The following is an 18633-nucleotide window of genomic DNA, read 5'->3' as shown; positions in this document are numbered from 1 at the left end:
GGTCCGCCAGGGAACCAATCGGCCCCGGCGTTCTTTCCCGGACAAGGAAGGAGCCAGACCATGAAACCTTTCGCCTTTGCGCCATGCGCGCTGCTGGTGATGGCGCTGGCCGGTCCGGCGGCCGCGCAGGACAACCCCGACCAGACCAAAGCGTCCGCCGGCCCATGCCAGGCCGAGCCGCAGGGGCAGGGCAGCGCTGAGCAGAAACCGGCCGCCGACAGCGGCAGCGACAATGGCCTGACCGGCAAGCTCAAGCCTTGCGGCGGTGTATTGCAGCCGCCGCCGACCGGCGACCAGGGCATGGCCCAGCCGGCGCCCGAGGAAGGCAACATGCCGGTGATCAAGCCCGGCGAAGTGCCGCCGCAGCCGCCGAAGCAATAGTGATTGGGAGGCTCGGCTCAGCGCGTATGACGCTCGTGCGGCGCGCGCGCCGCGCGGATCGTCCGCACCTTGGCCCGGCGCAGCGTCGTCACCGGATCGACGCCGGTCCAGACGATGCCCGCGGCCTTGGCGAAAGCCATGAAGGCGCGTCGCGTCTGCTCGATGGTCACGTGTCCGGCCCGCGCCGCCTCGCACGCCTTGATAGCGATCTTCTGCAGCCGTGTGTCTTCGGCAGGCGGCCATTCTTTTAGGAAGTTCTGCATCTCCGCCAGCGATGCAATGTCCCGTTTGAAGCCGGCGCCAACGGCGACGGCGATCGGCGGGTCGAAAGGCAGATCTTCAATCATAAGGCACCTCCGCTGGACTCTTCGCCTTCAATGCTGGAACGGCCGCCTGGTTCCGACGCCGACGGCGGATCAATTAGTGCCGGCTCGCGGAACAAGAGCCCCGTGCCGGCGTTTGCCCCGGAGAGCCCGCCAATTCGAACTCTCGCGCTTCCGCCGGTCCGTGGAGGCGGGGCGAAGCTCGCAACCAACCAACAGGAGGCAGAGATGAAAATTGCTCTTATTACTGCTGTCGCCGGGCTGGCTATGATTGCCGGCATCGGCGCCGCCGCCGCTGATCAGGTGATCGTGACGCCCGAGCAGCGCACCGTCATCCGCGAGTACGTCCACAAACATCCGCTGGCCTCGATCAACCTTCTCGGCGTCGAGCTCAATGTCGGCTCGACCTTGCCGGACACGGTGGAACTGCGTGAGGTTCCCGACACCCAGTACAGATACACGGTCGTCGGCGACCATACCGTGCTGGTCGATCCCGGCACCCGCAGGGTCATTGAGGTCATAGAGTAAATAAGGCCGGGGCACCCGGCTGATGCATGACGGCCCCGCCGCTTCGCGCGAAGCGGCGGGGCGAGGGGTTTTGGGGCAGGGAAGGAGCACGTCCATGTTGCCGCATGTCGAGACCCCCAACTCCGAGAATGTGGCGGCCTGTTGCGACAAGCTGTTGGCCGAGCGGGGAACGGGATTGCTTTCCATGACGGAGGCAATCGGCGAACTGCGCCGCCGCACCGGCACCGAACGCTCGGACGCCGATCTCGCCGGGCTGATAACCAAGAAGGCAGCCCTGCTGGGCGTCGCCGTCATGGCGCACTAGGCCAGCGCCACTGCGCAGGCGTTATTGCCGCAAGTCCCCTCCGCTGCGCTCAAGACGCCGGCTCAAATTTCCGCTAGTGTTTACCGTGGACCACCGGAATGGAACCCAACCACGGAGGCAACAAGTGACGGACGACAGGCAGGAACGCATTCGCCAGCGGGCACACGCTATCTGGGAAAAGGCCGGCCGGCCCGAGGGCGCGGATATTCAGCACTGGGACCAGGCGACGGCCGAGATCGATGGCGAGGCCAAGCCGAAGAAGAAAGCTGCACCGAAGAAGCCTGCCGCAGCGAAGCCCGCCAAGACCGCTGCCACCAAGACTGTTGCCACCAAGAGCGCGACCAAGGCCGCAAAGCCCGCGGCGAGCAAGTCGAAAGCCGGCAAGGCCTGAAAGGCGGATCGGCCCCGCCGTCGGAGAGATGGGCCGGGCCGGGACGCGCGCCGGCCGTGGCCGATTTCCGGCAAATTTTGCAGCTTCCTGCCAGGGTAGGGCAGGCCGCCATGCGTGGTCGCAAGGCTGATCAGCCCCTCGCCAAGGCTGGCGCTTCAGCGCCTTCCACTGCGTCCAGCTCATCGAGGCTGGCCGGAACATTCCGCTTCAAGAGTTCGGCGAGCACGGTGGCGGCCTCGAGCAGGAGTTCCCTCAGTTCCTGCTCGCTGAGCTTGTCGACGTACTCGGCCGCGTCAAGGAGATCGACAACCACGTCGACCGCCTTCATGTGAAGATGAGGCATTGCCGATCCTCCTTTGCATGTCGCCTGCGCTTTGCTGCCGGCAGGATTGCCAAACGCGGCGCTGCCTTCAATCACATTTGATGGCGTTGCCAAGGAAGGTCCGCATGCGTGGGCCGATCGTTCGGAACATTGTCGCGCCGGGTCCATTCTCCTTTGACAACAAAGGAGACAAGCCATGAACTGGGATCAGATCAAGGGAAAGTGGATGCAGGTCAAAGGCAAGGCCAAGGAGCAGTGGGGCGACTTGACCGACGATGACCTCGACCGCATCGAAGGCAATCGCGATCAGTTCGTGGGGCGGATCCAGGAGCGCTACGGCATCGCCAAGGAAGAGGCGCAGCGGCAGCTCGACGACTGGTCGAGAAGGCTCGACTGAGCGCGGCGCCCCGCGGCGATCTCTATCGAGAGCTGGAAGGCGGCCGCAACAGGGCTCGGAGTTGGTCAGGCCGATCAAGGCCGGCCCGATGTGGCGGGGATTTCACGCTACGTCGGTGCAGCCAACTTCGGCACGTGCGGAGCAAAAGCGGGGGAAAGAGTGACAATCGGATTATGTTGCGAGCTGGCTAATACTAGTGTCGTCCTAGCCGGCTTGCCCGCCCCCGAAGCCCCCAAGCCGGTCAGGCCCGGCGGTCAGTCGAAGTTACCCCAACAGGCTGTCGGGCCGCTGTGTATCGCCAGTCACGTAAGTCAAAGACCGGCAGGCACGGCAAGAAGCCACCGAGCTTCCATAGCGCTGTCGTGACGATCATCCATTGCACGCGCGCCCTATCTCTGACTTCAAAAGGCTCCAGCGCCACGCACCTCCCGCCGTGCGCTGGAGCCTTGCCCGCGCTCAACCGCTGCCAGCGGGAGCTGCCGGTGTTGACCAACGGCGCTTGGATGGGTTCGTTCCGCGTTTAGGGCCATGGTCCGAAGCTGGATGCGACTGAAGTTGCAACGTCAGAGCATGGAAACGCAGCGGCATGGCATTCCCGGGCGAAGGCAGCAAAAAGAACCCGCCGGCTCTGCCGGCGGGAAAGGCTGGAGTAGCCAGGAATATCTGGCGCATGAGAAACGATCACCAAGCCGTTTTGTTGCAAAGACCCGCCAGTCCACCGCCTGATCCTCGATGGGTGCGGCACGTTTGCGGTCGGAACCTTTAGCTGTCGCTGATGTTGTCACTCCAGCACCCATTTCGGGCGAAGGAGCGCGTCATGAACAACATCATCTGGCTGGTCGGAGCCGTGGTCATCGTCATCGCGATACTTAGCTTTCTCGGTTTGAGATAGCTCTGCGCGACTCTATAGGCCTGCGCCGGCATGCGTGGCGAGGTTGTCGCCACGCTCATCCGAGCCTAATGCGGAGATCGTCTGCTGGCGTATTGCGCGACAGCGCACAGGAATGCCAATGCGCCCGCGTCGCACGCCGCCCTGGATGGCCCCTTGGCGAAGAGAACGGCATCCGCGGCCGGAACTGTCAGGCCGTGCTTCTTGGCAAAAGCGGTGACTTCATAAGGCTGCTGGTCGTCGGATAGGTTGGTCTCGAATTCATAATTCATCGATCCACATTCCTCCCTTCGTGAATTTGCCCTTCCTTCGCCCGTCGCGAATTAAACGCTCGACGGGGCGCGCGAGTCCACCAATCATGAATTGCCGTGAAACGTTCCATCCCTCGTGTCGTGACTTGGTGGTTGCAGGAATAGAAGCCTAGCCGACGGCGCCAGGAAGACCGCGCGCCGCATCGGCCTGGACGGGCGCCTGCCACGCCTTTCTCGAAGCGCCTGCTCATTTCAAGCCCGGTGGTCTCAGCAGCCGGAACATTAGCCGTTTCGAATGGTTGAGGTCCTGTGTGTGGCGTCGCTGCTTGGCGTCCCACGCAGGCTGGTGGGCAAACATCGGCCGGCCCGCGTCATCGGTCCCTCCGTGGCGCGGGCTCTTAGCGGCCGCCGCGACGGTATTCCGCCGGGCCACGCGCTATTTTTCTTCCTGGCGCTTTTCGATTTCGTAGGAAAGCCAGCGGCAGAGCATGCCGACAATCGATGCGGCAGCACCGCCAAGCAGGCAGGCGACCAGCAGCGGGCTTTGCGCGGCGCTCTTCCAGCTTACGATGGCGAGCAGGATCGCGCTCGCCGTCGAGACCAGGTAACCGGCGCCTTTCAGCAGATGTAGCGATGCTTTGGTCATTGCGGGAAACCTGGCCAGATTGCCGGATGGGCCAACGGCCCGACTAACATACGCGGGTGAAGAGGTTCCGTTCCCATCGACGGGATGGCTTCAGCGGCAGAGCCGGGCAGGCGTCATTCCACGCCCGTCCTCGGACCGGGCGAGTGTCCCGGCTTTGACGGGGCCAGGCCAAGGTCGAACGTTTGCGGCAGGTCAGGTCTCGGGGGCTTGCCGACCGAGGCCGTCGTGAATGCGCCAACCCGGGGAGGCACGGCCATCTGGCCCTGATGCTCACGCCAGAAGGGCTTTCCGAACGCCAGGAAAATGCCGCCGACAAGACACGCCAACAGCAGGAAGGCGAACGCATCCGCTATCATGTTTCCTAAGCGCATGGCGGCTCCCCCCTGGGGCGGGTGCCCGCCGACACGGGAACGATGATGGCGGGCACCCGGAGACCGCCGATGAAGGGACGTACCCGGTGGTCCCCTTACCAATGAGTTGGCAAGGCCACGGTTGCCTTGAAACAACCGGCCCGGCCCTCTGCGCCCGGCAATGAGACTTCAGTCTCATGGCTGCCGGGACTGAGGTCCCCTGTGCGGAACGTTGCCGTAACGCGCCCGTTTTCTCGACAGTGCAATCGAGAGGAGAAAAGCAAATGGCTGACGGTCCAACGGTTGTGAACTCGGGTGGAGGTGGTACGGTTGTCGCGGTCGTTCTCGCGATACTCGCGATCGTGGTTCTGCTCTTCTTCACAGGTGTCATCAACCTCAACGGCGGCGGCAGCAAAGACGTCAACGTCAAGGTCGATGCGCCCAATGTCGAGGCGCCGGCGGCATCCGCGCCGTCCGCGCCTGCGCCTGCCGCGCCAGCGCCATCCGCACCGGCGCCTGCGGCCCCCGCGCCATCAGAACCTGCGCCCGCGGCTCCGGCCCCGGCGCCGGCTCCCAGTGGCGGCTGATGCGTCGAATGAGATGGGGCTCCGGCGCGATGCGCCGGAGCCTTCTTTCCGTCATCCGCGAACCATGGCCGGCCACGGATCTCCTAAGCCTCACCACAAGTCGCTTTTTTGCCGCCGGCGCGGAACCTTTTAGTCATTGCTAATGTTCATCTTCCGATAGCGAACATTCGCCTTCGGGTGCCGACGATCGGAGCGGAAACGGCCGATCGACCCAGTTTTGCTGCCCATCTGTCGCGCGAGTGTTGGCACATTCGGAGATCGGGCCATGAACAGGCGTCTAGTACTGCTTTCCTCTCTCACTGCGGTGTCTCTTGCGGCCGCCGGACCGTTGTCGCTCCTGCCTGCTCGCGCCGGCGAACCGCAATCGGCGAACGTTCGAGCGGCAATGCGGAAACTCTGGGAAGACCACATCACCTATACGCGGAACTACATCATCAGCGCCCTCGCGAGCCTCCAGGACACTGACGAAGTCGCGAGCGCCTGCTTCGGAACCAGGATGAAATAGGCGACGCGGTAAAGCCCTATTACGGTGATGCCGCCGGTAAGAAACTGGCGGCGCTGCTCAAAGACCATATCAAGATCGCGACGGAGGTGGTCGAGGCGGCCAAATCAGGCAGCAAAGACAAGCTCTCGGCCGCCCAGGAAAAATGGACCGCCAATGCCGACGACATTGCCGTGTTCCTTGGCAAGGCCAATCCGAACTGGCCCGAGAAGGATCTCCGCCACATGCTGCACAAGCATTTGGAACTGACGACCGGCGAAGTGGTCGGCCGGCTGAACAAGGACTGGGCGGCAGACATCAAGTCCTACGATGAAGGCCATGACCACATGCTGAAGTTCGCCGACATGCTGACGGATGGCATCGCCAAACAGTTTCCGGACAAGTTCAACGGGTGAACACCGTCTTGGGCTTGTAGGGCAGAGATAGGATTGATCAGGCGGCGCCGAGCTTTCGGCGTCATCTGAAGGCAAATTTAAGAATATTAGAATGTATGCGTTTGGCTTGATTGGGCGCGCGCGGGATTTGCCAGTGTAGCGAGACATCCGCGCGGCATCGCCGCAACATTCGCGGTGCAAACAAAAATACACCCAGTAAAAGTCAGGTATTGACCCGATCGCGCCGTTGACACTGCACGCGCCTGCATGCGCCTTTTCGCGCCAGGGTTTTTTCGGCAACGAGCTTCGGGGTAGGGGCAATGCAAGGCATCAACCGTTTCATTTCATTTGCGTTTGTGGCCGCGGCGGGTGGTCTGTCGGTGCCGGCCTTGGCGGCGCCGGTGGAGTATGTCCGTGTGTGCTCGCTCTATGGCGCGCGATACTACTACAGCCCCGGCACGGATACCTGCATCAACGCCGATACCGGCGAGACGCGCCGCGTCACCGAAGACGGCGTCGTCGTCGGAAAAACTGCGCTGGCAAGCAAGGTCGACGACATTGACGGCCGCGTCGCCCGCGCCTTCGAAAGCGCCTCGGTGGCCTCGGCGCTGATCAGCCCGGATTTCGTCCAAGGCGAGCATTTTGGCGTGCGCGTCAACTGGGGCAATGCCGGCCAGTCCAATGCCATGGGCGTCACCGGCGCGGCCGTGCTGGGCGAGGGCTTCCTGCCAGGCGGCACGGGCCGGCTGACCGGCGCGGCGGGCGTCGCCTTCTCGGGCAAGACCGTCGGCGGCAATGCCGGCCTGCAGCTCACCTGGTAAGGCCGGGGGCAATCATGCTCAGATATCTTCTTGCGCCGGCGATGCTCGGCGCGCTCTGCGGCCTGTCGGCGCCGGCGCTGGCGAAGCCGGTCGAATACGTCAAGCTGTGCTATGCCTACGGTGCCAACTACTATTACAGCCCCGGCACCGACACCTGCATCAACGCCCAGACCGGCGACACCAGGAAGGAGATCGATGACGGCAATGGCGGCACCACCACCGTCCCCGGCAAGACCGCTCTGGCCAGCCATGCCGACGACATCGACAACCGCGTCACCCGCGCCTTCGAGAACGCCTCGATCTCGGCTGCCCTTGCCGCGCCGGATCTCGTCCAGGGCGAGCATTTCGGCCTGCGCGTCAACTGGGGCAATGCCGGCGGCGCCGACGCCTTCGGCTTCACCGGTGCTGCGGTGCTCAGCGAAGCCTTTGTCCATGGCGGCCGGCTGACCGGGACGATGGGCATCGCCTTCTCCAGCGGCACCGTCGGCGGCAATGCGGGGCTGCAGTTCAGCTGGTAGGAGGCATCTGACCTCCTTCCCTTGTGGGACCTTGTGGGATGAGAAGGGGAAGCGCTCGCCCTTCAAGCCTCCCACGCGTCGCTGGACAGAGCGAAGCGGATACCGGCCGCGGTCATGGCGAGCTCGCATTCGGTGACTGCGCGCAGGTTGCGCAGATAGCGCGCCACGGTTTGAGGCAGCCAGCCGGCGCAGGCCTCGACATAGGCGCGGCTGTGGACGAGCGTGCCGGTCGACAGGCGCTCGTCCTTCTCGGCGATCACCTTCAGATACTGGCGGATGAAGCGGATGTCCTCGGCGATGTCCTGGCTGGCCATTCGCCAGGCGCCGGCGAGGCGTTCGCGCTGCTCGAGCGGCAGCGGTGACAGCAGCGGGCGAGAGAGGTCGGCGAAGGCGGCGTGGTTTGCGGTGTTCAAGGATATCCCCTCGAAAGAAGGGAAATATCGTACTTTACGTACGAATACCGGTCAAGCCGATTTCGTACAAATTGAACGAGGGACGGTCATAAGAATGCGGTGCAACCTACGTCCCGCCAAGGCTAGCCGCCGTCTTCCGGTCGGCCTCGGCGCGTTCGCGGTTCCCCTTCGCCTTCCAGGAGGCGCTTCGGGCGCTGTAGAAATCGGCGGATTTCTGATTGAGCGCGATTGCCTGGTCGTAGTCGACGATGGCCTGGTCGTGGTCGCCCTTGTGCGCCCAGGCGAGGCCCAGCGCGTGGTAGGCATCGGCCAACTTGGGGTCGAGGTCCACGGCCTTGTCGTAGTCGGCGATGGCGCGGTCGTCGTCGCCCTTGTTGGACCAGGCTAAACCCCGGCCGTAATAGGCGTAGGCGCGTTTCGGATTGAGGCCGATAGCCACGTTGAAATCGGCGATGGCGCGGTTGTAGTCACCTTTGCCGCCCCAGCTCAGGCCACGATTCTCATACACCCCGATGAGTGTCGGATCGAAGGCAATGGCCTGGTTGTAGTCGGCGATGGCGTGATCGAAGGCGCCCTCCGCCGCCCATGCGCCGCCCCGGTTGAGGTATGCGGATGCGTTCTTGGAATCGGCGATGATCGCCAAATTGTAATCCGCGATGGCCCGGTCATTGTCGCCCTTGTACGACCAGGCAAGGCCTCGGTTGTTGTAAGCAGCGCTGCTTTTCGGGTCGAAGGCGATCGCCTGACCGTAATCGGCAATGGCCCGGTCGTAATTGCCCTTCGCGGCCCAGTCGTAGCCTCTGTTGTAATAAGCGGATGCGTATTCAGGATAGAGCCCTATCGCCTGGTCGCTGTCGGCGATGGCGCGGTCGAGATCGCCTTCCATGGACCAGGCGTAGGCGCGCTTGAAGTAGGCTGTCGCGAGCTTGTCAGGAGCGCCGGCCTGGTTATCGATAATTTGCGTGCAGGCTTCGATCCGCCGGCTGGCGTCGGCCGCATTGCCGATGCACGCCGCATAGGTGAGATTGGCGGCGATCCCCATCGCGCCGCGGACGTCCAGCGCGACGAGGCCGGTCAGCAGCAGCAACAGCGGTGGGCGCCATTTTCGTACCAGCCATATCAGCCGGCTTTCGCCCACGCCTTCCTGGTTCACCATTTCGCCGGTTCTCCTTCGAAAACCTTTGACCTCGGCCGACACCGACGGCTGCTTGCCATGCAAGCAGAAATTGCGGCGTCATGAAAGTGCAGTCAGAGGCCGACGGCGAGAGCGAGATTGCTCACATATCGATTATCGACCGTCTCACCCGCCCGATGATGGTGATCGCGCCCTCCAGCTCCGGCGGCGGGATGTCCAGATACGACGCCGGCTGGAAGGGCGGGGTGTCGTTCGGGCGGTAGCGCTTGTAGGTGGCGCGGCCGGTTTCGTCGGCGATCACGTAGCAGCCATTGGTCACCAGCCGCTTGTCGCGCAGATTGACGAAGATGATCGAATCCGGCGGCGAGATCTTGTTCATCGACGGGCCGTCGACGCGCAGCGCGATCCATTCGCCTTCCTCGAGGTCGGCGGTCGGGATGGTCGGATAGTCGGAGAGGTTGACCACGCCCTCCTGGCCGCCGAGCTCGCCGGCGCTGATCCATGACACGATCGGGACGTCGACGGTGAGCGGCGAGGCGGCAAAGCTTGCCGGTCCGGCCTCTGCGCCATCGGCATTGAACAGCAGCCAGCCGGGGTCGACGTTAAACAGCCGGCCATATTTCTCCGCCGCCTTGCGCGACAGCGGCCGGTTGCCGTTCTCGTGGCTGATCAGCGTGTTCTTGTTGATGTCGCGCAAGGCCCGCGCCGCATCGCTCGGCGTGGCATAGCCCGCCGCGGTCCGCGCCTGCTGCAATCTGTGCCGTGGGTCCATCATCGTACAAAACGCCTGAAAAATATCGTCCAATACGTACGATTTCGCTTGCGACTCTTTCGTACACATCGTACGATTAGCGCATGATTGAGCATCCCGCAAGCATTTCCGCATTGCCCACGAACATTTCGGGGCTGATCGACCGTTGGCACGGCATCGGCGCCGTCGCCGCCGTCGGTATCAGCTCCGACGCGATAGCACCGCAAGGGGAGGCGGCATGACCTTGCATCCTGATTTCCGTTCGTCTGCTGAATTCCTATCGTCCGGGCTGTCCTCCTCCCCGGTCCGGACGAACACCGGGGTCTTCGCCCCGGGTCCGGCCGCCCCATCGGCCGGAACGGCCGGAGCCGCTCCTCCCCCGGCTCCGGCCACCTTCCTTCGTCCGCCCGCGGCCGGCGCCGCCTCCGTGATCCGCACCGAGGATGGCACCGTCATCCTCTTTGATCGCGCAACCGGCCGGGCGGTGTCCGGCCTGACCAGGCAGGCGGCGGAGGCCGCGCTTCTGCGCCTCGAGGGCCACGGCCCCGCCTGATCCGCCCATTCCCGAACGATTTCAGCGACGGCCTTCGGGCCGAACCTGGCGCTCGCCCGCGCGCCGCAACCGATGGATCCCGATATGCCTGCCGCCTATACCGAGAAGGAACTCACTGAAATCGCGACTTGGCTCAAGGAGGGGCTTTCGGCCTCCCATATCGCCGTCCGCTTCAGCACGCTGCGCGGAAGTCCGGTCTCGCGCAACGCCATCATCGGCATCGTGCATCGCGACACCGGCCTGCGCGCCATCGGCTTCGCCAATCCCAAGGGCGGCCGTTCCGGCGGCCGGCCGAGGAAGCATGCTCGGCCGGACTGGCGGAGCCGGGTGGCGGCCGGAAGCATCGCGCTTTCCGAACCGTCGGCGCTTGCCAGGCAAGTCGAGAGCGCCCACGCCGAAGCTGCCAATCTCCCCCCAAGTGGGGGAGATGCCCGGCAGGGCAGAGGGGGGCGCTGTCCCGCCGACGTCTCCAGTTTTGACGTCGCCTCGCAAGCAGATCGCGTCTCCGCCGTCCGCACCCCGCTCAGGCCCAAGAAGCCCAAGCCGCGAAAGCCCGCCCGCGTGCTGCCGCCGGCTTGGCTGGCACCGGGCCAGCGCGAAAGGTCTGAGGCGCAGCTGTACAAGCTGCCGGCGCCACCGCCGCCGGTAAACCCGGGCCGCCAGCCGCATGTCGCCGCCATGCGCTTCATCGACTGTCTGTTCGGCCGCTGCCGCGCGGCGCTCGACCTCGCGCTGCAGGAGGAGCCGGAGAAGGATGCTCCAGGCGCTCGTCCCGGCCCGGAGATGCTCTGCTGCGGCCTGCGCACGCGGCCGACGCAAAGCTATTGCAGCCACCATCACGCAAGGCTTCATGGTCATCGCGGCAGCGGGATGTGAGGGGCGCGCCGCAGAAGGTCGTTCTCATAGAAATCGACGATGCGAAAGTGGCGCCGCAGAGCGCCGATCTTATCCAGAACCCATCCCAAGCCCGAGGAACGCCCATGCCCCGCAAGACCGCCAGGAAACCGCAGCCGCCAAAACTGCCGAAGGGCGAGGCCGGTCAGGTGCGCATCCGCCGCGAGATCGGCCATGATTTCGCGCTGCGCCAGGACGCCTTCGGCCGCCAGAGGCTGAGCAATGGCACCGCCGAAGCACGCCGCGTCTACGAGGTGTCGAATGGCGGCTTCACCTCCACCGGCGGCATCGTACGCCTGCGCAATGTCGACCCGCTGGTCGGCATCACCTCGCTCTCACGCCAGCAGCGCGAGGCAGGAGGGCGCCTTCGCGACGATTTCGAGCGCACCCAGCGCGAGGGCCTGCAGCCGCAGTCCTGGAACGAGCGCGTCGACGGTACCCGGGTGAATGCCGGTATCCCCGACCGCGTGCTCTCGGCCGGCCGCGCTCATGCCCATGCCGTCACCGCGCTCGGCCACTGGGAGGTGGCCGATGTGGTGCGCAAGGTCTGCCTCGAAGGCCAGTCGGTGAAGAGCGTGGCCGAACGCAACGGCGAAAGCCGCGACGTGGTGGTAAAACTGCTGAAGGTGGGGCTCGACCTGCTTGCGGTGCACTATGGGATGATGGGGAGGAAAGCAGGGTGAGGGGGACTTGCCAATGGATATAGGCGGCCTGCAAGCAGGGCTTCGTTTGGAATAGCAGCAAACGAACCATGCCGGCTCTGGCATCTTTGATCGTGATCAGCTCGCCCGTCTTTACGAATGCGCGCCGCGCCCCGCAGATGGCACGGGTGGGATTTGGGAGCTGCGCCGCCTCCAGGGTCCATGCCGTGACTTTCGCGCGTTGCGGCGATGCGGAAATTCTGATCCGCCGCATGTACGACGAGCGTCACGGCATCGATCCTCTGGTCAGCCCGCGGATGACGAAGGTCAGTAACGGCAAATCCGCACGCGTTCCAGCACCCGGCGGTGATGATGCCAGTGCCTCACCCACTTCACGTGGCAATGGCGGTAATGGTGCCGGTAGTGATAGCGGTGCGGATAGCGGACCACGTAGCCGGGATAGTAGTCCCGGTAATAGCGCGGGCCGTAATAGCGGCCGCCATAATCGTAGAACGGTCCGCCGCCATAGATCGGTCCACCATAGAAAGGTCCACCGAACGGGCCGCCGTAGAACGGACTGAGGCCGAACGGGCCGAAAAATCCCAATCCGCGCGCATCCGACGGCGCGACCGAGGCTGCCGCAGAGGCAACGGCGATCACTGAAGCAAGTAGCAGTTTTTTCATGGCAACCTCCTCCTGAAGGCTGATCATCAACTAAACGCACCGCCGGCGGGCTATGTTCCCGATCGCTAATGTTCGCCGGTGTCGATCTGAGGAGGAGATTCCGCGCCCGCCGCAGACATGGATGCCGAACTCGCCCGAGAGCGGGTTCAGGCCGCTTCAGCGCGCCGATGATCGAGGTGGTGATGCCAGAGGAATGCCAGTGCAACCCCACGGCGCCGAGGAACCGGAAGACAGCGCAAGCCGCCTGAGCAACTCGCGGCCGTAGGGTGGATGATGGCTTGCACAACAACGCGGCCGGCTGCGTCATGCGCTCGCTCAGCCATTGCAAACCCGCTTCTCCCTCTCCCACAAGGGAGAAGGAGAAGCCGGGCTGAATGTCCCTGTCACCGTTCGCAGATACGGATCTTCTCGATCACGCGGTGGTGGTGGCGCCAGTGCTTGCGGTACTCGGTCCAGCAATGGCGGTTGTGGCGCATTGCGTAGCGCGGCCTGTAGCCATTGTCGTAGACGTCATACCGGTAGTGAGGGCGATAGACGTAAGGATCGCCGTAGTAGGGGCCATAGTCGCCGTAATAGTCGTCATAAGTTGGGCCGATGCCAATACCCAGCCGCAGGCTGTCGGCACTGGCCGGACCGATCATGGCCGCCGCCGACGCAATCGCGATGACGGAGGCGAGCAGGAGCTTTTTCATGACTACCTCCTTTTCCAGGTTGATCTAACAAAACCCCTGAGGCGCGGTGCTGTTCCGATAAAAATCGGTTGGCCTGACGCCAGGCCGCAAAGGGGCCACCCTCCCGCCGGGCCGCAAAACCCGCGAGCACCGCTTCATGGCGGCAAGGCGTGCACCTCATGAGGGGCGCTTTCCGGAACCATCGCGCTCAGCCCGGGTTCCTTCTCAGCGGGCCGCGTCAGCCGGACCTGGTGGCAGAGAGAACAGGGTGGTTTCTCCGGCTTCTTACCCTGGCCAACGAAATGGCAGTCGAGCTCTTGTCCCACCCGGCCCGCTCCGGGCAAAGGGCAATCGATGGCGAAGCGCGCAAATCCCGACACCGCCGTTCCACGCAAAGGGATGCCCAGCCCGCGCCTGAGCAAGGCCGAATTCAAGAATCGCTATCGCGGACAGTTTTATGACCCCGCATTCGCTTCGGCGGCGCAAGCGGTCGATACCCTGTGCGAGATCGCCTGGCAGGCCTACAAGGACGAGCGCAAGAGCCCGATCACCCGCAAGGCCGGCAAAGGCTTTCACGATCCGGACTATGAGCTGTCGGTGGAGTGGATCGCCGCCAGCGAGGCCTTGAAGGCGGCGCAGCAGCGATACGAGGACGCGTCGTCGCCGGCGCGCATCCTGCTCATCAACGGCTCCTCGCGCAGCGAGCATACGTGTCCGGGCGAGATGTCCAAGAGTTTTCGCCTTGTCGAGATCGCGCGCCGGGCCATAGAGGGAAAGCCCGGCTTCTCGGTCGGCGTTCTCGACCTCTCGCGCATCGCCTCGGAATTTGGCCGTGCGATCCACCCCTGCAAGGCATGCTTCTCGACCGCGGCGGCACTTTGCCATTGGCCGTGCTCCTGCTATCCGAACCACTCGCTCGGCCAGATTCACGACTGGATGAACGACATCTATCCGCTTTGGGTCGAGGCCCACGGCATCATGATCGTCACCCCGGTCAACTGGTACCAGACGTCGTCGCCGGTGAAGCTGATGATGGATCGCCTCGTCTGCGCCGATGGCGGCAATCCCGATCCCTCGCTGACGCAGGGCAAGGACGCCGCTTTGGCGAAACGTGCCGAGCTCGCCGGGTGGGACTATCCGCGCCATCTGGCCGGGCGTCTGTTCTCGGTCGTCGTCCACGGCGACACCGAAGGTGCCGAAAACGCCCGCCGCGGACTTGCCGACTGGTTGCGCTCGATGAAGCTGGAGCCGGCTGGCGAGAAGGCAGAGCTCGACCGCTATATCGGCTACTGGCAGCCCTATGCGACCAGCCACCGTGATCTCGATGCCGACCGTGCCGTGCAGAGCGAGGTGCGCGCCGCCGCGCTCGCGCTGGCGGAGGCCGTCGCGAAACGGCGAACGGGTCTCCTGCCGTCGATCGGGACGGACCTCGTCGATCCGCGTCCGAAGTAACTCCTTACCTCCCGCGGCACCATCTTCCCGCCGACGGCTCCAGCGTTCCGGGCAGGCTTCGAGCGGGGACCATCGGATGTATGCGCAAAACGCTATATGATTGCGCCGCAGGGTGAATTTGCCGCGGACGCCGATGCCGATCTTTTCAGTCAAGCACACGACCGTCTATCGCTATAGCCAGCCGGTGAGTTTTGGCGAGCACCGGCTGATGTTCAGGCCGCGCGACAGTTTCGATCAGCGGCTTCTCGACCACGCTTTGTCGGTCGACCCCGAGCCGAAGGAGGTACGCTGGATCCATGACGTTTTTGGCAACTGCGTTGCGGTGATCGAATTCACGGGTTCGGCCAATGAACTCCATTTCTCGACGGACATTCGGCTCGATCACACGCCCCAGCACGCGCCAGATTTCCGCATCGATGAAGCCGCGCTGAATTATCCGTTCTCTTACGATTCCGACGAGGCGGCCGACCTCGCGCAGACGATTGAGCGCCATCATCCCGACGAAGGTGACGAGGTCGGCAAATGGGCCCGCCAGTTCGTCGGCGCCGCTGGCCACACCGAAACCGGTAAGCTGTTGATGACGCTCTGCTACGCCATCCACGAGAGCTTCGTGTACTCCCGTCGCTTCGAAACCGGGACGCAACCGCCGCTGATGACGCTGCACCTGCGCAAGGGCACATGCCGGGACTTTGCGCTGTTCATGATGGAAGCGGTTCGCTCGCTCGGCTTTGCCGCCCGCTTCGTGACCGGCTACGTCTATGTGCCGGGCCGCGACAGCGCCGAGGTGCGCGGCGGCGGCTCGACGCATGCCTGGTGCCAGGTTTACCTGCCCGGGGCCGGCTGGATCGAGTTCGATCCGACCAACGGAATAGTCGGCAACCGGGATCTGATCAGGGTTGCCGTGGCCAGGCACCCCCGGCAAGCCATCCCTCTTTCGGGAAGCTATTCCGGCAGCGCTTCGAGTTTCCTCGACATGACCGTTGAGGTGAAGGTGGCGAAGGAAACCGGCGGCGACAGGAATTAGTTGCGTCTTTGCGGCGCGACCGGTCCGCGCTTGAAGCGCAGCAACGACGACACCGCGGTCCACGTTGAGCCCCGCCTTGCCGCCTGGCGGTATGCACACGCCATTTTCCCGGAACCGCTCGATCTGTTCCGGCGTTGCTGGCCCGAACGAAACGCGCGTCAGCCAGCTATGCCGAGCGCGGTGGACGTTTGCGAATGACCGTTTCGCCCCACCGGAATGATGGCGAGCGTCGCTGTGCCAAGAGGAACGGGATAGCTATCAGGCTGGTCGAGGAAGGCCCACCCCTATGAAACCGATGACCGAAGAGCATCTTGCGGTTCTGCGCAGGCACATGATCGAGATGATTGCGATCCATGCCGACCTGACAAGCGAAGAACTCGGCAAAGCAACGCTCGACGAGCGGGTCTTGGCATCGATGGGGCAGGTGCCGCGACATCTCTTCGTGCCATCATCGGTCGCGCCCTATGCCTATCAGGACATGCCGCTGCCGATCGGATTCGGCAAGACCGTCTCGCAGCCCTTCATGGTCGCGCTGATGACCGATCTGCTCGCTCCCGAGCCGCACGAGTCAGTGCTCGAGATCGGAACCGGCCTTGGCTATCAGACCGCAATCCTCGCTGAACTCGCCGGACAAGTTTGGAGTGTTGAAATCATCGAGGAATTCGCAAGCCATGCCGAGGCTCTGCTGCAGCACCTTGGCTTCTCCAATGTCGCCATTCGTGTCGGAGACGGGTCTCGCGGCTGGCCCGAGCACGCCCCATTCGACAAGATCCTGGTTAGCGTGGCGGCTGAGCGGGCGCCGCCGGCTTTGCTGAGCCAGCTCACGCCGGCGGGTCGTCTGGTCCTGCCTTTGGAGTCAGAGGAAGGACAGTTTCTGACCGTCATCGACAAGGACGCGGCAGGGCAGATCAAGACCCGGAAACTCATCCCGGTTCGGTTCAGCCGGCTCGAAACCGTCTGAGGTCTCACAATTGGCGCGGCCAGCACACACCGGCTGAACTGATCTGGAAGAAGGACAGCCGCGCACCGGTCGTCGCCAAGATGCGCTTCGGGTCAGAAACCGCCGTTCGCCAATGTCCGGTTCTCACCCGGCAGGTGGGAAAAGTACAGGTGGCACAAGTCCGTTTCCTATGAGGCTGTCGCGTCAATATCGATCAGTAGACATGACGCCAATTTACTCAATTGAGTGGGGCTGACTACGCTCTATTTGGTACTCACCATGCTGGATCGACTTTGTTAGGCTCACGTGGTGGTTGCGGTATCCGTAAGCGCGGTGCGCGGGTCGCGCGCGGCCAGTGAGGCATGGAGATCCAGCCATGGATCCTATCCAGAGGCCCAAAGCGGACCACGGTCCAGCATTTCCCGAGGGTGACCGACAAGTCTCAACCATGGCGACCTCGTCTCATGGCTCCCGCAAAAGGTCGCGCGGCGCCGCGATGAGCCTCATCCCCCTCTGTCTCATCCTGCTATGCAGCGCCCCGGCAAGAGGTCAGTCAGGGACTGACGACAGGCTCGGCCCTCAAGACACTGTTGAGGTGAATGTTGCGGGGTGGGGCGTCTTCCGCGCGGGCGTCGCGGGCGCGGAGCTCAACGGTGCCTTTACGATCGATGCGGCCGGGACGCTGCATCTTCCGGTCATTGGGCAGGTAGTGGCTGCGGGTCTGCGTGAGAATGACCTGGCAAAACTGATTGACGATCGGCTGCAGGCCAGAAGTGGCTTCGACGTGCGTCCCGTCACGACCGTCCAGCGCCGACGATCGCGAGCAGCGGCGCCGGTCGATCTCGAGGCGGCGAAGAATCGATCGCTTCAGGAAACCAATGCACCCGCGCGAACCGGTCAAGCGGCGCAAGCCTTTGCTGGCGAGCAGCATGAGTTGGTCGCACGTGCTGACACCGGCTTGCCGGCGCGTGTGGTCGCAGACGCCCCGGTTCTTCAAGGGCGGGCCTTTGAAGAGCAGCAGAAACGAGCCGAACGGCTGGCGGGGGATCTGGAACTGGCGCAGAGCGAAGTAGAAAGCCTGCAGGAGAAAGCCGTTCTCGCGAACCGCGAAAGAGCCGCCGCACTCGGAGCGCAGCAGGCTGCGGAAGCCTCGCTGGCAGCAGCCAGGCGCGCGCTTGACGAGGAGCGGCAGAAGGTCGAGCGGTTGGAAGGCGATCTCGCCGCGGCGCATCAATCTCTCGATGCTGTGACGGCAAGGGGAAAACTGGCGGCGGCTGCGCAAGCCGTCGACATCCAGGGCCGGCAAGTTGCCGAGGCCGCTGCAAAGCGAACCGAGCAAGCGCTCGCACTGGAACGCGAAAGAGCAGATGCCCTCGCCCTCGATCTCAGCGCTGCAAATCAGGATCGCGATGCGGCAAAGGAGGAAGTGGCCCGGCTTTCCGCGGCGTTGGAGCAACAACGCGAAAGGGCCGTTGGCCTGGCCCGCAACCTCACCGCGGCGCGCAACAAGATCGACGTCCTGAAAGCTCCCGATGCGCCTCGCGCCCAGCGCGTCGAGCCCGCTCCCAAAGCACGCGACGCTGATGGAGCTGGTCCACGCCTTGCAGGGAAGCGGGCTCGTTCAGTCCGTGCGCCCGACGAGCACGAGATCCGAAAAGTGGCCGCCCGCAAGTCACGGCAACCGGTTCCGGTGGCGACGATTCCGCTTCCCGCCGCGTTGCTGCCGACGCGGGCGCCGTTGCGCTCGGCGTCAGGATTATGGTGATGCGCCGGTATCTGGCTACCGCATTGGCGATCGCAGTTGCGATCGGGCCTGCTTCGGCTGTTGACGTGGGCGTTGGAGGCACGGTCGGCGGTATCGGGGTCGGTGTTGGTGTGGGCGCTGGCTCGG

Annotated in this window: 26 protein-coding genes and 1 pseudogene; 16 read left to right on the top strand and 11 right to left on the bottom strand. The window is 64.0% G+C overall.

Annotated elements, in window-relative coordinates; all coding sequences use genetic code 11:
- Positions 1–60 precede the first annotated feature (60 nt).
- Positions 61–381 carry a hypothetical protein gene (locus tag EN786_RS04650; RefSeq protein WP_127311066.1) on the top strand — a complete coding sequence of 107 codons (321 nt, stop codon included), beginning with the start codon at positions 61–63 and terminating at the stop codon, positions 379–381.
- Between the two features lie 17 nt (positions 382–398).
- Here EN786_RS04650 and EN786_RS04645 read toward each other — a convergent pair whose 3' ends face one another.
- A complete protein-coding gene (locus EN786_RS04645; RefSeq protein WP_245478377.1) occupies positions 399–728 on the bottom strand; it encodes a DUF982 domain-containing protein in 330 nt (109 codons plus the stop codon).
- A 204-nt stretch (positions 729–932) separates the two neighbouring features.
- On the opposite strand from EN786_RS04645, the gene EN786_RS04640 reads away from it, so the two are divergent.
- The 3 genes from EN786_RS04640 (at position 933) to EN786_RS04630 (ending at position 1927) form a co-directional block, all read left to right on the top strand.
- Positions 933–1232, top strand: coding sequence for a DUF1236 domain-containing protein (locus tag EN786_RS04640; protein WP_127284202.1), 300 nt, complete (start codon positions 933–935; stop codon positions 1230–1232).
- Between the two features lie 94 nt (positions 1233–1326).
- Complete coding sequence (locus EN786_RS04635) at positions 1327–1536, top strand: hypothetical protein (RefSeq protein WP_127284203.1); 210 nt, start codon at positions 1327–1329, stop codon at positions 1534–1536.
- 124 nt (positions 1537–1660) lie between these two features.
- Positions 1661–1927, top strand: coding sequence for a DUF2934 domain-containing protein (locus EN786_RS04630; protein ID WP_127311525.1), 267 nt, complete (start codon positions 1661–1663; stop codon positions 1925–1927).
- A gap of 130 nt (positions 1928–2057) precedes the next feature.
- Here EN786_RS04630 and EN786_RS04625 read toward each other — a convergent pair whose 3' ends face one another.
- Positions 2058–2270, bottom strand: a complete 213-nt coding sequence (locus EN786_RS04625; RefSeq protein ID WP_127311524.1) for a hypothetical protein — start codon at positions 2268–2270, stop codon at positions 2058–2060.
- A 175-nt stretch (positions 2271–2445) separates the two neighbouring features.
- Between EN786_RS04625 and EN786_RS04620 the strand changes: the two genes are divergently transcribed.
- Positions 2446–2646, top strand: coding sequence for a CsbD family protein (locus tag EN786_RS04620; protein ID WP_127284206.1), 201 nt, complete (start codon positions 2446–2448; stop codon positions 2644–2646).
- 957 nt (positions 2647–3603) lie between these two features.
- Here EN786_RS04620 and EN786_RS04615 read toward each other — a convergent pair.
- The 3 genes from EN786_RS04615 to EN786_RS38240 all read right to left on the bottom strand — a co-directional run bounded on the left by EN786_RS04615 (position 3604) and on the right by EN786_RS38240 (position 5942).
- A complete protein-coding gene (locus EN786_RS04615) occupies positions 3604–3807 on the bottom strand; it encodes a hypothetical protein (RefSeq protein WP_127284208.1) in 204 nt (67 codons plus the stop codon).
- Positions 3808–4222: 415 nt separating this feature from the next.
- Positions 4223–4432, bottom strand: a complete 210-nt coding sequence (locus tag EN786_RS04610; protein ID WP_127284209.1) for a hypothetical protein — start codon at positions 4430–4432, stop codon at positions 4223–4225.
- A gap of 1363 nt (positions 4433–5795) precedes the next feature.
- Complete coding sequence (locus tag EN786_RS38240) at positions 5796–5942, bottom strand: hypothetical protein (RefSeq protein ID WP_210212327.1); 147 nt, start codon at positions 5940–5942, stop codon at positions 5796–5798.
- Positions 5943–5960: 18 nt separating this feature from the next.
- On the opposite strand from EN786_RS38240, the gene EN786_RS38235 reads away from it, so the two are divergent.
- The 3 genes from EN786_RS38235 (at position 5961) to EN786_RS04590 (ending at position 7584) form a co-directional block, all read left to right on the top strand.
- On the top strand, positions 5961–6266 hold the full coding sequence (locus EN786_RS38235; RefSeq protein WP_210212326.1) for a hypothetical protein: 306 nt from the start codon (positions 5961–5963) through the stop codon (positions 6264–6266).
- Between the two features lie 299 nt (positions 6267–6565).
- Complete coding sequence (locus EN786_RS38495) at positions 6566–7066, top strand: porin (RefSeq protein ID WP_245478420.1); 501 nt, start codon at positions 6566–6568, stop codon at positions 7064–7066.
- Between the two features lie 14 nt (positions 7067–7080).
- Positions 7081–7584: a porin gene (locus EN786_RS04590; protein WP_127391656.1), complete on the top strand. Its 504-nt coding sequence runs from the start codon at positions 7081–7083 to the stop codon at positions 7582–7584.
- A gap of 62 nt (positions 7585–7646) precedes the next feature.
- On the opposite strand, the gene EN786_RS04585 is transcribed toward EN786_RS04590, so the two are convergent.
- The 3 genes from EN786_RS04585 to EN786_RS04575 form a co-directional block, all read right to left on the bottom strand.
- A complete protein-coding gene (locus EN786_RS04585) occupies positions 7647–7997 on the bottom strand; it encodes a hypothetical protein (protein WP_127287006.1) in 351 nt (116 codons plus the stop codon).
- A gap of 106 nt (positions 7998–8103) precedes the next feature.
- The gene (locus EN786_RS04580; RefSeq protein ID WP_127311140.1) at positions 8104–9216 is read right to left on the bottom strand and encodes a tetratricopeptide repeat protein; all 1113 of its coding nucleotides are present in this window, start codon (positions 9214–9216) and stop codon (positions 8104–8106) included.
- A 58-nt stretch (positions 9217–9274) separates the two neighbouring features.
- Positions 9275–9907 carry a S24 family peptidase gene (locus EN786_RS04575; protein WP_127311141.1) on the bottom strand — a complete coding sequence of 211 codons (633 nt, stop codon included), beginning with the start codon at positions 9905–9907 and terminating at the stop codon, positions 9275–9277.
- 80 nt (positions 9908–9987) lie between these two features.
- On the opposite strand from EN786_RS04575, the gene EN786_RS37585 reads away from it, so the two are divergent.
- The 4 genes from EN786_RS37585 (at position 9988) to EN786_RS04565 (ending at position 12013) form a co-directional block, all read left to right on the top strand.
- Entirely contained in the window at positions 9988–10125 is a 138-nt protein-coding gene (locus tag EN786_RS37585; RefSeq protein ID WP_189340608.1) for a hypothetical protein, read from the top strand.
- 185 nt (positions 10126–10310) lie between these two features.
- Positions 10311–10436, top strand: a complete 126-nt coding sequence (locus tag EN786_RS39245) for a hypothetical protein (RefSeq protein WP_281033920.1) — start codon at positions 10311–10313, stop codon at positions 10434–10436.
- 84 nt (positions 10437–10520) lie between these two features.
- Positions 10521–11312: a GcrA cell cycle regulator gene (locus EN786_RS04570; RefSeq protein ID WP_245478384.1), complete on the top strand. Its 792-nt coding sequence runs from the start codon at positions 10521–10523 to the stop codon at positions 11310–11312.
- A gap of 104 nt (positions 11313–11416) precedes the next feature.
- A complete protein-coding gene (locus tag EN786_RS04565; protein ID WP_127311143.1) occupies positions 11417–12013 on the top strand; it encodes a DUF6456 domain-containing protein in 597 nt (198 codons plus the stop codon).
- Between the two features lie 285 nt (positions 12014–12298).
- Here EN786_RS04565 and EN786_RS04560 read toward each other — a convergent pair whose 3' ends face one another.
- The 3 genes and pseudogenes from EN786_RS04560 to EN786_RS04550 all read right to left on the bottom strand — a co-directional run bounded on the left by EN786_RS04560 (position 12299) and on the right by EN786_RS04550 (position 13347).
- A complete protein-coding gene (locus EN786_RS04560) occupies positions 12299–12655 on the bottom strand; it encodes a hypothetical protein (protein ID WP_127311144.1) in 357 nt (118 codons plus the stop codon).
- A gap of 99 nt (positions 12656–12754) precedes the next feature.
- Positions 12755–12962: pseudogene (locus EN786_RS38490) on the bottom strand (DUF763 domain-containing protein); the annotation flags it as partial.
- 76 nt (positions 12963–13038) lie between these two features.
- The gene (locus EN786_RS04550; protein ID WP_127311145.1) at positions 13039–13347 is read right to left on the bottom strand and encodes a hypothetical protein; all 309 of its coding nucleotides are present in this window, start codon (positions 13345–13347) and stop codon (positions 13039–13041) included.
- Positions 13348–13680: 333 nt separating this feature from the next.
- Here EN786_RS04550 and EN786_RS04545 point away from each other — a divergent pair, with 333 nt between their 5' ends.
- The 4 genes from EN786_RS04545 (at position 13681) to EN786_RS04530 (ending at position 18507) form a co-directional block, all read left to right on the top strand.
- On the top strand, positions 13681–14778 hold the full coding sequence (locus EN786_RS04545; RefSeq protein ID WP_127311146.1) for a flavodoxin family protein: 1098 nt from the start codon (positions 13681–13683) through the stop codon (positions 14776–14778).
- A 133-nt stretch (positions 14779–14911) separates the two neighbouring features.
- The gene (locus EN786_RS04540; RefSeq protein ID WP_127285044.1) at positions 14912–15802 is read left to right on the top strand and encodes a transglutaminase family protein; all 891 of its coding nucleotides are present in this window, start codon (positions 14912–14914) and stop codon (positions 15800–15802) included.
- Positions 15803–16088: 286 nt separating this feature from the next.
- Positions 16089–16763 carry a protein-L-isoaspartate(D-aspartate) O-methyltransferase gene (locus EN786_RS04535; RefSeq protein ID WP_127311512.1) on the top strand — a complete coding sequence of 225 codons (675 nt, stop codon included), beginning with the start codon at positions 16089–16091 and terminating at the stop codon, positions 16761–16763.
- A 355-nt stretch (positions 16764–17118) separates the two neighbouring features.
- Positions 17119–18507: a polysaccharide biosynthesis/export family protein gene (locus EN786_RS04530; protein WP_127311511.1), complete on the top strand. Its 1389-nt coding sequence runs from the start codon at positions 17119–17121 to the stop codon at positions 18505–18507.
- The last annotated feature ends 126 nt before the right edge of the window (positions 18508–18633 follow it).

This window comes from Mesorhizobium sp. M4B.F.Ca.ET.143.01.1.1 (genome assembly GCF_004792275.1).
GTDB classification, from domain to species: Bacteria; Pseudomonadota; Alphaproteobacteria; order Rhizobiales; family Rhizobiaceae; genus Mesorhizobium; species Mesorhizobium abyssinicae.
The sequence above is the reverse complement of the archived record's forward strand: the minus strand, read 5'-3'. Positions and strand labels throughout refer to the sequence as shown.

What these genes read in the sequence shown, in the direction of transcription:
- EN786_RS04625 (WP_127311524.1), bottom strand. Translation starts at nt 2,270, where the DNA reads ATGCCTCATCTTCACATGAAGGCGGTCGACGTGGTTGTCGATCTCCTT.
- EN786_RS04540 (WP_127285044.1), top strand. Translation starts at nt 14,912, where the DNA reads ATGCCGATCTTTTCAGTCAAGCACACGACCGTCTATCGCTATAGCCAG.
- EN786_RS04650 (WP_127311066.1), top strand. Translation starts at nt 61, where the DNA reads ATGAAACCTTTCGCCTTTGCGCCATGCGCGCTGCTGGTGATGGCGCTG.
- EN786_RS37585 (WP_189340608.1), top strand. Translation starts at nt 9,988, where the DNA reads ATGATTGAGCATCCCGCAAGCATTTCCGCATTGCCCACGAACATTTCG.
- EN786_RS38495 (WP_245478420.1), top strand. Translation starts at nt 6,566, where the DNA reads ATGCAAGGCATCAACCGTTTCATTTCATTTGCGTTTGTGGCCGCGGCG.
- EN786_RS38240 (WP_210212327.1), bottom strand. Translation starts at nt 5,942, where the DNA reads ATGGTCTTTGAGCAGCGCCGCCAGTTTCTTACCGGCGGCATCACCGTA.
- EN786_RS04530 (WP_127311511.1), top strand. Translation starts at nt 17,119, where the DNA reads ATGGATCCTATCCAGAGGCCCAAAGCGGACCACGGTCCAGCATTTCCC.
- EN786_RS04535 (WP_127311512.1), top strand. Translation starts at nt 16,089, where the DNA reads ATGAAACCGATGACCGAAGAGCATCTTGCGGTTCTGCGCAGGCACATG.
- EN786_RS04590 (WP_127391656.1), top strand. Translation starts at nt 7,081, where the DNA reads ATGCTCAGATATCTTCTTGCGCCGGCGATGCTCGGCGCGCTCTGCGGC.
- EN786_RS04545 (WP_127311146.1), top strand. Translation starts at nt 13,681, where the DNA reads ATGGCGAAGCGCGCAAATCCCGACACCGCCGTTCCACGCAAAGGGATG.
- EN786_RS04560 (WP_127311144.1), bottom strand. Translation starts at nt 12,655, where the DNA reads ATGAAAAAACTGCTACTTGCTTCAGTGATCGCCGTTGCCTCTGCGGCA.
- EN786_RS04565 (WP_127311143.1), top strand. Translation starts at nt 11,417, where the DNA reads ATGCCCCGCAAGACCGCCAGGAAACCGCAGCCGCCAAAACTGCCGAAG.
- EN786_RS04615 (WP_127284208.1), bottom strand. Translation starts at nt 3,807, where the DNA reads ATGAATTATGAATTCGAGACCAACCTATCCGACGACCAGCAGCCTTAT.
- EN786_RS04635 (WP_127284203.1), top strand. Translation starts at nt 1,327, where the DNA reads ATGTTGCCGCATGTCGAGACCCCCAACTCCGAGAATGTGGCGGCCTGT.
- EN786_RS04620 (WP_127284206.1), top strand. Translation starts at nt 2,446, where the DNA reads ATGAACTGGGATCAGATCAAGGGAAAGTGGATGCAGGTCAAAGGCAAG.
- EN786_RS04550 (WP_127311145.1), bottom strand. Translation starts at nt 13,347, where the DNA reads ATGAAAAAGCTCCTGCTCGCCTCCGTCATCGCGATTGCGTCGGCGGCG.
- EN786_RS04570 (WP_245478384.1), top strand. Translation starts at nt 10,521, where the DNA reads ATGCCTGCCGCCTATACCGAGAAGGAACTCACTGAAATCGCGACTTGG.
- EN786_RS04645 (WP_245478377.1), bottom strand. Translation starts at nt 728, where the DNA reads ATGATTGAAGATCTGCCTTTCGACCCGCCGATCGCCGTCGCCGTTGGC.
- EN786_RS04640 (WP_127284202.1), top strand. Translation starts at nt 933, where the DNA reads ATGAAAATTGCTCTTATTACTGCTGTCGCCGGGCTGGCTATGATTGCC.
- EN786_RS04610 (WP_127284209.1), bottom strand. Translation starts at nt 4,432, where the DNA reads ATGACCAAAGCATCGCTACATCTGCTGAAAGGCGCCGGTTACCTGGTC.
- EN786_RS04575 (WP_127311141.1), bottom strand. Translation starts at nt 9,907, where the DNA reads ATGATGGACCCACGGCACAGATTGCAGCAGGCGCGGACCGCGGCGGGC.